At 67.8% G+C, this 12,647-nt stretch carries 22 protein-coding genes; 4 read left to right on the top strand and 18 right to left on the bottom strand.

What is annotated here, in order from left to right:
• Positions 1 to 5 precede the first annotated feature (5 nt).
• The 18 genes from rplR to rpsJ all read right to left on the bottom strand — a co-directional run bounded on the left by rplR (position 6) and on the right by rpsJ (position 8,465).
• Positions 6 to 389 carry a 50S ribosomal protein L18 gene (rplR, locus tag G7071_RS08030; RefSeq protein ID WP_166317130.1) on the bottom strand — a complete coding sequence of 128 codons (384 nt, stop codon included), beginning with the start codon at positions 387 to 389 and terminating at the stop codon, positions 6 to 8.
• Between the two features lies 1 nt (position 390).
• Positions 391 to 933 carry a 50S ribosomal protein L6 gene (gene rplF / locus G7071_RS08025; RefSeq protein ID WP_166317127.1) on the bottom strand — a complete coding sequence of 181 codons (543 nt, stop codon included), beginning with the start codon at positions 931 to 933 and terminating at the stop codon, positions 391 to 393.
• Between the two features lie 32 nt (positions 934 to 965).
• Positions 966 to 1,373: a 30S ribosomal protein S8 gene (gene rpsH / locus G7071_RS08020; RefSeq protein WP_166317124.1), complete on the bottom strand. Its 408-nt coding sequence runs from the start codon at positions 1,371 to 1,373 to the stop codon at positions 966 to 968.
• A gap of 75 nt (positions 1,374 to 1,448) precedes the next feature.
• Complete coding sequence (locus G7071_RS08015; RefSeq protein WP_056599702.1) at positions 1,449 to 1,634, bottom strand: type Z 30S ribosomal protein S14; 186 nt, start codon at positions 1,632 to 1,634, stop codon at positions 1,449 to 1,451.
• A 1-nt stretch (position 1,635) separates the two neighbouring features.
• Complete coding sequence (gene rplE / locus G7071_RS08010) at positions 1,636 to 2,211, bottom strand: 50S ribosomal protein L5 (protein ID WP_166317121.1); 576 nt, start codon at positions 2,209 to 2,211, stop codon at positions 1,636 to 1,638.
• A gap of 1 nt (position 2,212) precedes the next feature.
• The gene (gene rplX, locus G7071_RS08005; RefSeq protein WP_215727637.1) at positions 2,213 to 2,566 is read right to left on the bottom strand and encodes a 50S ribosomal protein L24; all 354 of its coding nucleotides are present in this window, start codon (positions 2,564 to 2,566) and stop codon (positions 2,213 to 2,215) included.
• Between the two features lie 3 nt (positions 2,567 to 2,569).
• The gene (rplN, locus tag G7071_RS08000) at positions 2,570 to 2,938 is read right to left on the bottom strand and encodes a 50S ribosomal protein L14 (protein WP_166317118.1); all 369 of its coding nucleotides are present in this window, start codon (positions 2,936 to 2,938) and stop codon (positions 2,570 to 2,572) included.
• 103 nt (positions 2,939 to 3,041) lie between these two features.
• Positions 3,042 to 3,326, bottom strand: coding sequence for a 30S ribosomal protein S17 (rpsQ, locus tag G7071_RS07995; protein ID WP_166317115.1), 285 nt, complete (start codon positions 3,324 to 3,326; stop codon positions 3,042 to 3,044).
• Positions 3,323 to 3,571 (bottom strand): 50S ribosomal protein L29, encoded by a 249-nt coding sequence (gene rpmC, locus G7071_RS07990; protein ID WP_166317112.1) that lies wholly within the window; start codon positions 3,569 to 3,571, stop codon positions 3,323 to 3,325. The genes rpsQ and rpmC overlap by 4 nt, the downstream gene beginning before the upstream one ends.
• Complete coding sequence (gene rplP, locus G7071_RS07985) at positions 3,571 to 3,990, bottom strand: 50S ribosomal protein L16 (protein ID WP_166317109.1); 420 nt, start codon at positions 3,988 to 3,990, stop codon at positions 3,571 to 3,573. Before rplP ends, rpmC begins: the two co-directional genes overlap by 1 nt.
• Positions 3,991 to 3,994: 4 nt before the next feature.
• A complete protein-coding gene (rpsC, locus tag G7071_RS07980) occupies positions 3,995 to 4,840 on the bottom strand; it encodes a 30S ribosomal protein S3 (protein ID WP_166317106.1) in 846 nt (281 codons plus the stop codon).
• On the bottom strand, positions 4,840 to 5,304 hold the full coding sequence (rplV, locus tag G7071_RS07975; RefSeq protein ID WP_166317103.1) for a 50S ribosomal protein L22: 465 nt from the start codon (positions 5,302 to 5,304) through the stop codon (positions 4,840 to 4,842). The genes rpsC and rplV overlap by 1 nt, the downstream gene beginning before the upstream one ends.
• Positions 5,301 to 5,582 carry a 30S ribosomal protein S19 gene (rpsS, locus tag G7071_RS07970; protein WP_166317100.1) on the bottom strand — a complete coding sequence of 94 codons (282 nt, stop codon included), beginning with the start codon at positions 5,580 to 5,582 and terminating at the stop codon, positions 5,301 to 5,303. Before rpsS ends, rplV begins: the two co-directional genes overlap by 4 nt.
• 5 nt (positions 5,583 to 5,587) lie before the next feature.
• Complete coding sequence (rplB, locus tag G7071_RS07965; protein ID WP_166317097.1) at positions 5,588 to 6,424, bottom strand: 50S ribosomal protein L2; 837 nt, start codon at positions 6,422 to 6,424, stop codon at positions 5,588 to 5,590.
• A 22-nt stretch (positions 6,425 to 6,446) separates the two neighbouring features.
• A complete protein-coding gene (rplW, locus tag G7071_RS07960; protein WP_056887115.1) occupies positions 6,447 to 6,749 on the bottom strand; it encodes a 50S ribosomal protein L23 in 303 nt (100 codons plus the stop codon).
• Positions 6,746 to 7,483, bottom strand: a complete 738-nt coding sequence (rplD, locus tag G7071_RS07955; protein ID WP_166317094.1) for a 50S ribosomal protein L4 — start codon at positions 7,481 to 7,483, stop codon at positions 6,746 to 6,748. The genes rplW and rplD overlap by 4 nt, the downstream gene beginning before the upstream one ends.
• A gap of 2 nt (positions 7,484 to 7,485) precedes the next feature.
• A complete protein-coding gene (gene rplC, locus G7071_RS07950; RefSeq protein WP_166317091.1) occupies positions 7,486 to 8,148 on the bottom strand; it encodes a 50S ribosomal protein L3 in 663 nt (220 codons plus the stop codon).
• Positions 8,149 to 8,156: 8 nt separating this feature from the next.
• Positions 8,157 to 8,465, bottom strand: coding sequence for a 30S ribosomal protein S10 (gene rpsJ, locus G7071_RS07945; RefSeq protein ID WP_007078637.1), 309 nt, complete (start codon positions 8,463 to 8,465; stop codon positions 8,157 to 8,159).
• 554 nt (positions 8,466 to 9,019) lie between these two features.
• On the opposite strand from rpsJ, the gene G7071_RS07940 reads away from it, so the two are divergent.
• Genes G7071_RS07940 through G7071_RS07925 form a run of 4 tightly spaced genes read left to right on the top strand, consistent with a single transcriptional unit; the run spans position 9,020 to position 12,646 of the window.
• Positions 9,020 to 9,943, top strand: a complete 924-nt coding sequence (locus tag G7071_RS07940) for a hypothetical protein (RefSeq protein ID WP_166317088.1) — start codon at positions 9,020 to 9,022, stop codon at positions 9,941 to 9,943.
• A complete protein-coding gene (locus G7071_RS07935; protein WP_166317085.1) occupies positions 9,940 to 10,554 on the top strand; it encodes a DUF4129 domain-containing protein in 615 nt (204 codons plus the stop codon). The genes G7071_RS07940 and G7071_RS07935 overlap by 4 nt, the downstream gene beginning before the upstream one ends.
• A complete protein-coding gene (locus G7071_RS07930; RefSeq protein ID WP_166317082.1) occupies positions 10,551 to 11,669 on the top strand; it encodes a DUF4350 domain-containing protein in 1,119 nt (372 codons plus the stop codon). Before G7071_RS07935 ends, G7071_RS07930 begins: the two co-directional genes overlap by 4 nt.
• Positions 11,666 to 12,646 (top strand): AAA family ATPase, encoded by a 981-nt coding sequence (locus G7071_RS07925; protein ID WP_166317079.1) that lies wholly within the window; start codon positions 11,666 to 11,668, stop codon positions 12,644 to 12,646. The genes G7071_RS07930 and G7071_RS07925 overlap by 4 nt, the downstream gene beginning before the upstream one ends.
• The last annotated feature ends 1 nt before the right edge of the window (position 12,647 follow it).

Genomic DNA, 12,647 nt, shown 5'->3' with positions numbered 1-12,647 from the left:
GGCGATCAGAACGACAGTCCGCCCTCACGGGCGGCGTCTGCAAGGGCCGCGATGCGACCGTGGTACTTGTTGCCGGCGCGGTCGAAGACGACAGCGTCGATGCCTACGGCCTTGGCGCGCTCAGCGACGAGCTCACCGATCTTCGTGGCCTTGGCGGTCTTGTCACCTGCTGCGGCGCGGACGTCCGCCTCCATGGTGGAGGCATAGGCCAGCGTCGCTCCCTGCAGGTCGTCGACGACCTGGACGGAGAGGTGCTTGGCCGACTTGGTGACGACCAGGCGCGGACGCTCGGGCGTTCCGGAGATGCGCTTGCGTCCCCGGACCTGACGACGCAGGCGCGACTTGACGCGCGCAGCGGTGTGCTTGTTGTTCGACAGTGAGATAGCCATGTCACTTACCGGCCTTTCCGACCTTGCGGCGGATGTGTTCGCCGGAGTAACGCACGCCCTTGCCCTTGTAGGGCTCCGGCTTGCGCAGCTTGCGGATCTTGGCCGCGACCTCACCCACGAGCTGCTTGTCGATACCGACGACACCGAGCTTGGTCGGCGACTCGGTGGTGAACGTGATGCCCTCGGGTGCGTCGAAGACGATCGGGTGGGAGTAGCCGAGCTGGAACTCCAGCTGCGTGGGGCCCTTGGGCAGCACGCGGTAACCCACGCCCACGATCTCGAGCTTCTTCTCGTAGCCCTCGGTGACACCGACGACCATGTTGTTGATCAGGGTGCGGGTCAGACCGTGCAACGAGCGGCTGTTGCGCTCGTCGTCGGGGCGGTTGACCGAGACGACGCCGTCCTCACCCTTCTCCACGATGATGGGCGAAGCCACGGTGTGGCTCAGCGTGCCCTTGGGGCCCTTGACGGTGACCGTCGACTCGTCGATGGCAACATCGACACCGGACGGGACCGGGATGGGGAGCCTGCCAATACGCGACATGCTTGTTTCTCCTTCTGGTCTAGTAGTCCGGGTTACCAGACGTAGGCGAGGACTTCGCCGCCCACGCCCTTCTGGTTGGCCTGACGGTCGGTCAGCAGGCCCTGGCTGGTCGAGATGATCGCCACGCCCAGGCCGCCGAGTACCTTGGGCAGGCCGGTGCTCTTGGCGTACACCCGCAGTCCGGGCTTGCTGATGCGGCGGACGCCCGCGATCGAGCGCTCCCGGCTGCGGCCGTACTTGAGCGTGACGGTCAGCGTTTTGCCGACCTCGCCCTCGGCCGGCTCGGCAACGCTGAAGGAGGTGATGTAACCCTCCTGCTGGAGGATCTCGGCGAGGCCGGCCTTCATCTTGCTGAAGGGCATCGACACCTCGTCGTGGTACGCCTGGTTGGCGTTGCGCAGACGCGTGAGCATGTCTGCGATCGGGTCGGTCATGGTCATAGCTGGATGTTCTCTCTCTTCTGTGGTTTCCGCGCTGGGCGGACCTTCAGCGGTTGTGAGGTGAAGTCTGGTGGCTTACCAGGAGGACTTGGTCACGCCGGGCAGCTCGCCGCGGTGGGCCATCTCGCGCAGGCAGATCCGGCACAGGCCGAACTTGCGGTAGACGGACTTGGGTCGACCGCACCGCTGGCAGCGGGTGTAGCCGCGAACCGCGAACTTGGGCTTGCGAGCGGCCTTGACCTTGAGAGAAGTCTTCGCCATGTCAGTTCTCCTTGAACGGGAAGCCGAGCTGCTTCAGCAGCGCGCGGCCCTCGTCGTCGTTGGTCGCGGTGGTGACGACCGTGATGTCCATACCGCGTGAACGGTCGATCTTGTCCTGGTCGATCTCGTGGAACATGACCTGCTCGGTCAGACCGAAGGTGTAGTTGCCGCGGCCGTCGAACTGACGGTCGCTGAGACCGCGGAAGTCGCGGATGCGAGGCAGCGCCAGCGAGAGCAGGCGGTCGAGGAACTCCCACATGCGGTCGCCACGCAGCGTGACGTGGGCGCCGATGGGCATCCCCTCACGCAGCTTGAACTGCGCGATCGACTTGCGGGCCTTGGTCACCGACGGCTTCTGGCCGGTGATGGCGGTCAGGTCCTTGATCGCGCCCTCGATCAGCTTGGAGTCGCGAGCAGCCTCGCCCACGCCCATGTTGACGACGATCTTGGTCAGGCCGGGGACCTGCATGACGTTCTTGATCTCGAACTCGGACTGCAGCGCGGGGAGGATCTCCTCGCGGTAGCGGGTCTTGAGCCGCGGGATCGAGGACTCGGTGGTCTGGGTGGTCTCAGCCATCTCAGATCTCCTTGCCGGTCTTGCGCGAGACGCGAACGCTGCGCTGGGCGGAGTACGTCGAACCGTCGGGACGACGCTTGGTGACCTCGTCGCGGCGGAAGCCGACGCGGGTGACGCCGTCGCCCTCGACCAGCATCACGTTGCTGACGTGGATCGGGGCCTCGGCGGTGATGATGCCTCCGGTGTTGCCACCCTGGACCGCCTTGGTGTGCCGCTTGACGCGGTTGACACCCTCGACGATCACGCGCTGCTCCTCGCGGAGCACCGTGATGACCTTGCCCTGGGCGCCCTTGTCCTTGCCGGCGATGACCTTGACGGTGTCGCCCTTCTTGATGTTCATGCTCTGCTTACCCATCTCTCACAACACCTCCGGCGCGAGCGAGATGATCTTCATGAACTTCTTCTCGCGCAGCTCGCGGCCGACGGGGCCGAAGATGCGCGTGCCGCGCGGCTCACCGTCCGCCTTGAGGATGACGGCGGCGTTCTCGTCGAAGCGGATGTAGGAACCGTCGGCACGGCGACGCTCCTTGACGGTGCGTACGACCACGGCCTTGACGACGTCGCCCTTCTTCACGTTGCCACCGGGGATCGCGTCCTTGACGGTGGCGACGATGACGTCACCGATGCCGGCGTAGCGACGTCCCGAGCCACCGAGAACACGGATGCAGAGGATTTCCTTCGCACCGGTGTTGTCGGCGACCTTGAGTCGCGACTCCTGCTGGATCATTGGTTTCTCCTGGTTGTCGAGCCGGTTCTCGTGATCTCAGTGGATCGCGAGCCTGGCCGAACTGAATGTTGATGAGATGGAGCTCGAGGCCGGAGCCTCGAAGTCACTTGGCCTTCTCGAGCACCTCGACGAGGCGCCAGCGCTTGGTGGCCGAGAGCGGACGGGTTTCCATGATCAGGACCCGGTCGCCGATGCCGCACTGGTTCTGCTCGTCGTGGGCCTTGAGGCGCGACGTACGACGCATGACCTTGCCGTAGAGCGCGTGCTTCACGCGGTCCTCGACCGTGACGACGATGGTCTTGTCCATCTTGTCGCTCACGACCAGGCCCTCGCGGACCTTGCGCTGGTTGCGCTTCTCGTCCTGGCTGGTCTCGGTGGTGTCGCTCATGCGTTGGCCTCTTCAGTCTTGGTGCTACCCGGGGTGCTGCGGATGCCGAGCTCGCGCTCACGCACCACGGTGTAGATCCGGGCGATGTCCTTCTTGACCGTCCGGAGACGGCCGTGGCTCTCCAGCTGGCCGGTGGCCGCCTGGAATCGGAGGTTGAAAAGCTCCTCCTTGGCCTCACGCAGCTTCGACTCGAGGTCAACGGCGTTGAGCTCGTCGAGCTCGTGGGCAGACTGCTTGCTGCTCATCAGAATTCACCTGCCTCGCGGGAAATGAACCGGCACTTCATGGGGAGCTTGTGCATCGCGCGGCGCATGGCCTCACGAGCGGTCTCCTCATCCACACCGGCAAGCTCGAACATGACGCGGCCGGGCTTGACGTTCGCCACCCACCACTCGGGGGAGCCCTTGCCCGAACCCATGCGGGTCTCGGCAGGCTTCTTGGTCAGCGGACGGTCCGGGTAGATGTTGATCCAGACCTTTCCGCCTCGCTTGATGTGGCGGGTCATGGCGATACGGGCCGACTCGATCTGTCGGTTGGTCACGTAGTGACCCTCGATCGCCTGGATGCCGAAGTCACCGAAGGCGAGCGTGGTGCCACCCTTGGCCGCACCGCTGCGCTTGGGGTGGTGCTGCTTGCGGTGCTTGACGCGACGGGGCATCAACATGGCTTCATCCCTCCTGTCCGGGGGTCGACACGGCGGGCTCGCCCGACGGGGCGGCCGACTCGGTCGCCGCCGGAGCGGCTTCGGCGGGTGCGTCGGTGCGGGCGGGACGGTCACTGCGCGTGCCGCGGCTGGGACGCTCGCCGCCACGCGTCGGGCGGCCACCTGCGCCACCACGGCCGGGAGCACCGGCGCGAGCAGCGGCCTGGGCCTGGCGCTCGGCACGCGTGCCGGCAACCTCACCCTTGTAGATCCACACCTTGACGCCGATGCGACCGAACGTGGTCTTGGCCTCGTAGAAGCCGTAGTCGATGTCGGCACGCAGCGTGTGCAGCGGGACGCGACCCTCGCGATAGAACTCGGTGCGAGACATCTCGGCGCCGTTGAGACGACCCGAGCACTGGATCCGGATGCCCTTGGCACCCGAGCGCATCGAGGTCTGCATGGCCTTCTTCATGGCCCGGCGGAACTGGACACGACCCGAGAGCTGCTCAGCGACACCCTGAGCGACGAGCTGGGCGTCGACCTCGGGGTTCTTGACCTCGAGGATGTTGAGCTGCACCTGCTTGCCGGTGAGCTTCTCGAGCTCACCGCGGATGCGGTCGGCCTCGGCGCCACGGCGACCGATGACGATGCCCGGACGCGCAGTGTGGATGTCGACGCGCACTCGGTCACGCGTCCGCTCGATCTCGACCTTGGAGATGCCGGCCCGCTCCATGCCCTTGGAGAGCAGCTTGCGGATCGCGACGTCTTCTCCGACGTAGGACTTGTAGAGCTTGTCGGCGTACCAACGGCTCTTGTGGTCGGTGGAGATGCCCAGGCGGAAGCCGTTGGGGTTGATCTTCTGACCCATCAGGCACCCCTTCCGTTCTCGGTGGCGCTGGCGTTCTTGGACGCGCCGGCGTTCTTCTTGGCGGCGGCGACGGCCGCAGGCTGAACGACCAGCGTGATGTGGCTGGTGCGCTTGTTGATGCGGGTCGCGCGACCCTGCGCACGCGGACGCCAACGCTTCATCGTGGGGCCCTCGTCGACCATCGCCACCGACACCACGAGGTCGGCCGCGGCCAGGCCCTCGGTGGTCTCGGCGTTGGCGACGGCGCTCTCGAGGACCTTGTAGACGGTCTCGGACGCAGCCTGCGGCGCGAACTGCAGCAGGGAGAGTGCGTCGGCGACGGGAAGGCCGCGAACCATGTCGACGACACGGCGAGCCTTCATCGGGGTGATGCGGACGTAGCGGGCGCTCGCGAAGGCTCCGGGCTGGTCGCCCAGCAGGGTCTCGCGACGGGCGCTCGTGCGCTGGCGCTCGGTGACACTCATCGACGCTTCCCCTTCCGGTCTTCCTTGACGTGACCCTTGTAGGTGCGCGTCGGGGCGAATTCACCGAGCTTGTGGCCGACCATCGAGTCGGTCACGAAGACGGGAACGTGCTTGCGACCGTCGTGGACGGCAATGGTGTGACCGATCATGTCGGGCACAATCATCGACCGGCGTGACCAGGTCTTGATGACGTTGTGGCTGCCCTTCTCGTTCTCGGCGTCCACCTTCTTCTGAAGGTGGTCGTCGATGAAGGGGCCCTTCTTCAGGCTGCGAGGCATGTCGGTTACTTCCTACCCTTGCCGGACTTGCGACGACGGATGATCTGGGAGTCGGAGGCCTTGCGCTTGCGCGTCCGGCCCTCGGGCTTGCCCCACGGGGAGACCGGGTGGCGACCACCGGAGGTCTTGCCCTCGCCACCGCCGTGCGGGTGGTCGACCGGGTTCATGACGACACCACGCACGGTCGGGCGCTTGCCCTTCCAGCGCATGCGGCCGGCCTTGCCCCAGTTGATGTTGGACTGCTCGGCGTTGCCGACCTCGCCGACGGTGGCGCGGCAGCGCACGTCGACGAAGCGCATCTCGCCCGAGGGCAGACGCAGCGTGGCGCGGCTGCCTTCACGAGCCACCAGCTGGGCGGAGTTGCCGGCCGAGCGGGCGATCTTGGCGCCGCCACCCGGTCGAAGCTCCACGCAGTGGATGGTCGTACCGACCGGGATGTTGCGCAGCGGCAGGTTGTTGCCGGGCTTGATGTCGGCGTTGGGCCCGGACTCCACGGGCGTGCCCTGGGTCAGGTCCTTCGGCGCGACGATGTAGCGCTTCTCGCCGTCTGCGTAGTGCAGCAGCGCGATCCGCGCCGTGCGGTTGGGGTCGTACTCGATGTGAGCGACCTTGGCCGGCACGCCGTCCTTGTCGTAGCGACGGAAGTCGATGATGCGGTAGGCCCGCTTGTGACCGCCACCCTGGTGCCGGGTGGTGATCCGGCCCTGGTTGTTGCGGCCGCCCTTCTTGGGCAGCGGACGCGTCAGCGACTTCTCCGGCGTGGTCCGGGTGATCTCGACGAAGTCGGCCACCGAGGAGCCGCGACGGCCCGGGGTGGTCGGCTTGTACTTACGAATAGCCATGTGTCATCAATCCTGTTCCGGGTCAGCCGACCTGGCCGAAGATGTCGATGCGGTGGCCCTCGGCGAGGGACACGATCGCGCGCTTGGTGTTGGCGCGCTTGCCGAGACCGGTGCGCGTCCGACGAGTCTTGCCCTGGCGGTTGATCGTGTTGACCGACGTCACCTTGACGTTGAAGACCTTCTCGACCGCGATCTTGATCTCGGTCTTGTTGGCGTCCGGGCGGACGATGAAGGTGTACTTGTTGGCGTCGAGCAGGCCGTAGCTCTTCTCGGAGACGACCGGCGCGATCAAGATGTCGCGGTGGTCCTTGTGCAGGGTGCTCACTTGTCGTCCTCCTCAGCAGCAGCGGGCTTGGCCGACTTCTTGGCGGCAGCCTTCTTGGCGACCTTCGGCTCGTCCTCGATCACGGCGTCGGCGGCCGGAGCCTCGACGATCGTGGCCTTGCGGGCGTTGGCTGCCTTGGCGGCGCCGCTCACGAAGGCGTCGTAGGCGCCCTGCGTGAACACGACGTCGTCGCTGGCGAGCACGTCATAGGTGTTGAGCTGGTCGACCGCCACGATGTGCACCTGCGGCGCGTTGCGCAGCGAGAGCCAGGTGAGGGTGTCGCTGCGCTCGAGGACCACCAGGAAGCGCACCCGGTCACTGAGACCGAGCAGCGAGGCCAGCGCAGCCTTGGTGGACGGCTTGTCGCCGGTCACCAAGGAGTCGACGACGTGGATGCGGTCGTTGACGGCCCGGTCGGAGAGGGCACCGCGCAGGGCGGCAGCCTTCATCTTCTTGGGGGTCCGCTCGCTGTAGTCACGCGGCTTGGGACCGTGGACGACGCCACCGCCGGCGAACTGCGGAGCGCGGGTCGAGCCCTGACGGGCGCGGCCGGTGCCCTTCTGCTTGTAGGGCTTGCGTCCACCACCGCGGACCTCGCCGCGACGCTTGGTGGAGTGCGTGCCCTGGCGGGCAGCGGCCTGCTGCGCGACGACGACCTGGTGGATCAACGCGACGTTGACCTCGACGCCGAAGATGTCCTTCGGCAGGTCGACCTTGTTGGTCTTGGTAGCCATGCTCACGCCTCCTGCGTCTTCTTGGCGGCCGAGCGCAGGACCACGAGGCCACCCCGGGGGCCGGGAACGGCACCCTTGAGGAGGATCAGGCCCTTCTCGGCGTCGATGGCGTGCACCGTGACGTTCTGCGTGGTGACGGTGTCGTTGCCCATGCGGCCAGCCATGCGCGTGCCCTTGAACACGCGCCCGGGCGTCGCGCAAGCGCCGATCGAGCCGGGCTTGCGGTGGTTGCGGTGGGCACCGTGGGAGGCGCCGACGCCGTGGAAGCCGTGACGCTTCATGACACCGGCGAAGCCCTTGCCCTTGCTCGTGCCGGTGACGTCGATCTCCTCGCCAGCGGCGAACAGCTCGGCGCTGAGCTCCTGACCGACGGTGTACGACGCTGCGTCGGCCGTGCGGATCTCGACCACGTGGCGGCGCGGCGTGACGCCGGCCTTGGCGAAGTGACCGGCCTCAGGCTTGTTGACCTTGCGGGCCTCGATCTCGCCGAAGCCGACCTGGATGGCGTTGTAGCCATCGATCTCGGGCTGGCGGACCTGGGTCACGACGTTGGTCGACGCGGCGATCACGGTGACGGGGACGACCTTGTTGTCGGCGTCCCAGAACTGGGTCATGCCGAGCTTGGTGCCCAGCAGTCCCTTGACATTGCGTTCCAGAGTGCTCATATCAGACCTCAGAGCTTGATCTCGATGTCGACACCGGCAGGCAGGTCGAGGCGCATCAGGGAGTCGACCGTCTTGGGAGTCGGGTCGATGATGTCGATGAGACGCTTGTGCGTGCGCATCTCGAAGTGCTCGCGCGAGTCCTTGTACTTGTGGGGCGAGCGAATCACGCAGAACACGTTCTTCTCGGTCGGCAGCGGCACGGGGCCGGCGACCTTGGCACCCGTACGGGTGACGGTGTCCACGATCTTGCGCGCCGAGGTGTCGATCACCTCGTGGTCATAGGCCTTGAGCCTGATGCGGATCTTCTGTCCCGCCATAGGTCTCTCTCGTCCTTATCGATCTCACACACCGACCCCCGCGGTCGGGCGTGTCGCGCCTGTCAGGCATGACACGAGACCTGGATCTCGATGTGTTGTGTGTGGAGGGCACCCGACGGGTTCGTCGGGCTGATCGGGTCTCCAGGTCGATTCTGGTGCGGTGAGGCGCACGCAGAGACTTCATCGATCCTTGGGAGACGCGATTCAGAAGTCAAAGTGCTGCCACACCCCGCCAGTCACGAACTTGGTGACCCACCGGAGCAACCGGACTATCTTGGCAGACATCGCCTGCCGCGCCAAATCAGGATGGATCGGGCCCGGTTCGCCCGCGTGGGACGACCTGACAGGATTGCTCCCTACGTCCGTGACCAGGGGGAGTCGATGTCGGATCAGTATCCACCGCCGCCGGGATGGCACCCTGGGCATCCCCCGCGCGCCCAGGAGCCCAACGGCGCCCCGACGTCGTCCCCGCCCCCGTGCACGTGCCACCTCCGGTGCCCGGTGCGGCCCACAAGCCCGGGGCCATCCCGCTCCGCCCCCTCACGCTCAGCGACATGTATGACGCAGCGTTCAAGATCATCAGGTTCAACCCGAAGGCCACGGTGGGATCGGCGGTCCTCGTGGCGGCCGTGGCCATGGCCGTCCCGGTGCTCGTGACGGCGCTGCTGGGCGCGTTGCTGGACCTCTCGATCGCCGGCGAAGCCTTCAGCGCCTCGCCCACCGAACCGAGTCCGGTGATGAGCGGCGAGGACGTCGCGGGACTGGTGGGCGTCGGCGGCTCGCTGGTCGTCGGCACGCTCCTCCAGGGCATCGGACTCGTCCTGGTCGGCGGGATGATCGCTCACGTCGTGGCTGCCGCCTCGGTGGGGCGCCGCCTCTCGCTCGGCGAGGCGTGGGCCGCCACGCGCGGGAAGAGGTGGCGCCTGATCGGGTTGACGGCACTGCTCGGCATCATGACGACGTTGATCGTGGTGACCTATGTCGTGATGTGGGTCGTCGTGGTCGCCGTCTCCGACGGCTGGCAGGGACCACTGCTGTTCGGGCTCGTCAGCGTCCCGGCCTTCCTCGCCTTCCTGCTGTGGTTCTGGGTGCGCGTCTACTACCTGCCGGTTCCGGCGCTCATGCTGGAGGATCGCGGGATCATGACTGCGGTCGGTCGTGGCTTCACCCTCAGCAGCACGGCGTTCTGGCGCACCCTGGGCATCGGGCTCCTCACCTATGTGATCGCCCAGATCGCCGGATCGATGCTCTCGGCGCCGATCAGCATCCTCAGCCAGGGTGTGCTGCTGGGCGGCCTCCCCGGCGAAGCCGGCCTCTTCCTGCTCATCATCGGCCAGGCGCTGGCGTCGGTGATCGCGGCAGCCTTCGTCGCGCCCTTCACGACGGCGGTCGCCACCTTGCAGTACATCGACCTGCGCATGCGGACCGAGGCCTTCGACGTCGTTCTGATGCAACGGGCGGGGATCATCCAGTCGTGACGACGCTGCTGGCGCCGGACCCTCCCCTCGACCCGACACCGGAGGAAGGTCGCAACCTCCTGCGCGGCGAGCTCCTGGACCCCGCCTACCACCAGGACGACCTGCTCCGGCGGCTGCTGGACGGGCTGGGGCGTCTCTTCGTCGACGTCCTCACCGCCGCGTCGAGTGCACCTCCGCTCTCCGCCCTGGCAGCGATGGTCGTGGGCCTGGCCCTGGTGGTCCTCCTCATCTGGCTGGCAACACGCGTGCGTTCCGCGCCGCGCCGCATCAACGGCGATCGGCAGGTCGTCCCCGACAGGTCCGTCACGGCTCGCGAGTGGCGAGAGCGGGCACAGGTCGCGCTCGACGAGGCTCGGTGCTCGGACGCCCTGGTCGACGCGTTCCGAGCCCTGGCGACGCGTCAGGTCGAGGTGGGCAGGCTGGACGAGACCCCGGGCGCCACGGCCCGTGAAGTGGTCGAGGCGCTGCGCTCGACATACCCCCACAGCACGGAGCGCATGTCGGAGAGCGCCCGCCTCTTCGAGCTGGTGCTGTATGGCGATCGCGAGGCCACCCGCGAACAGGCACTCCTCGTCATGTCCCTCGACGACGAGCTGGCCGGCGTCCGGTGAGGACCTGGCTCCAGCGCCATCGCGCGCTGCTCGTCGTCGGCGTGGGCACCGTGCTCGCCCTGGCTGTCGCTGTCTTGGCGAGCAACGGTCCGCAGACCGGCGCCGACCTCGATCCGGACAACCCTGGCCCCCGTGGAGCGCGCGCCCTGGCCCGCGTGCTCGCAGCCGAGGGCGTCGACGTCGACGTCGTGCGGTCGGCGGCCGCGCTCATCGAGAGCCGGCCCGACGCGTCGACGACGGTCGTGGTGACCTCCGCCGACAGCCTCGGTCAGAGCACGGCCGAGGAGCTGAGGTCGACGGCGGCCAGGAGCACCATCGTCGTCGCGCAGCCCGGTCCGGGGACGATCAAGGCCCTCGGCGTCGACGTCGAGTCCACGACCGACCGGATGCCGGAGCAGCGAGCAGGTGAGTGCACGGACACGGGCCTGGGTGACCTGTCGCCGCTGTCGATCCAGACTGATGTGGCCACCTCCTATGCCACGAGCGTCGGCTGCTTCGCCGAGGGCTCCGGGTGGCTCGTGGCCTCCGCAGATGAAGACCTCGTCCTGTTGGGCGCCCCCGGGATCCTCGAGAACGATCAGGTCCTGCGAGCCGAGAACGCCGCTGTCGCGCTGCGCCTGCTGGGTCAGCGCGAGCGGCTGGTCTGGTACGTCCCCAGCGTCGAGGATCTCGTCGCGGCGGACGGTGTGAGCCTGCGGACCCTGCTGCCCGCCTGGCTCGTCCCGGGGCTGTGGGTGTCGGGGATCGCGACGCTCGCGGTGGTCTGGTGGCGAGGCCGGCGGCTCGGCCCGCTCGCCGTCGAGCCGCTGCCCGTCTCCGTGCGGTCACTGGAGAGCACCGAGGCGCGCGGTCGCCTCTATCGCGCAGCCTCGGCACGCGCCCACGCCGCAAAGGTCCTGCGCAGGTCGACGCGCACCGCTCTTGCCTCCCACCTGCGGTTGCCGCCCGACGACGGCGGCGCCCTCGCGCGAGACGTCGCCGCGCGGGTGGGTCGTCCGGTCGCGGAGATCGAAGACCTGATCGGCGAGGGCGCCGCCCCACCGGGCGCCGACGACGAACTCATCCGCCTGGCCACGAAGCTGGCCGAGCTAGACAGAGAGGTACGCCGCACATGAGCCACACCACTGACGAGCCCACCGACCACCGAGCCGCCCGTGAGCGGCTCGGCGAGGTCCGCGCCGAGGTCGCCAAGGCTGTCGTCGGCCAGGAAGCGGCCGTCTCCGGCCTCCTCGTGGCGCTGCTGTGCGGCGGTCACGTCCTGATGGAGGGTGTGCCCGGCGTCGCCAAGACGCTGCTGGTGCGGACCTTGTCGGCGGCGTTGGACGTGGGGACGCGGCGCGTGCAGTTCACTCCCGACCTGATGCCCGGCGACATCACCGGCTCCATGGTCATCGACGGGCGCGCCGGTGAGCTGACCTTCCGCGAGGGGCCCCTGTTCACCAACCTCCTGCTGGCCGACGAGATCAACCGCACCCCACCCAAGACACAGTCGGCCCTGCTCGAGGCGATGGAGGAGGGCCAGGTCTCCGTCGACGGGACCTCGCGTCCCCTGCCACGGCCGTTCCTGGTCGCCGCGACACAGAACCCCGTCGAGTACGAGGGCACCTACCCGCTCCCGGAGGCCCAGCTCGACCGGTTCCTGCTCAAGATCATCCTCCCCGTCCCGGGACGAGGAGACGAGCTGGAGATCCTCGCGCGGCACGCGGCGGGCTTCGACCCCCGCGACGTGCTGGCAGCCGGGGTGGTGCCGGTGGCCGGGCCAGCAGACATCGAGGCGGGGCAGGTCGCCGTACGCTCCGTGCAGGTCTCCCCCGAGGTGGCCGGATACATCGTCGACATCGCGCGGGCGACCCGCGAGTCCCCGTCGCTCTCACTGGGAGTCTCCCCGCGTGGCGCCACTGCGCTGATGCGAGCAGCCCGAGCCTGGGCATGGCTGACCGGTCGCGACTTCGTCACGCCCGACGACGTCAAGGCACTCGCGCACGCGACGCTCGTCCATCGCCTGGCGCTGCGTCCCGAGGCCGAGCTCGAGGGGGTCGACGTGGCTGCCGTGCTGACGTCGTCCCTCAACTCCGTCCCGGTCCCCCGCTGAG

The sequence above is a fragment of the Nocardioides piscis genome, from assembly GCF_011300215.1.
GTDB lineage: Bacteria > Actinomycetota > Actinomycetes > Propionibacteriales > Nocardioidaceae > Nocardioides > Nocardioides piscis.
Note: the sequence above shows the minus strand (reverse complement) of the source record. Positions and strands in the feature narration are given on the sequence as shown.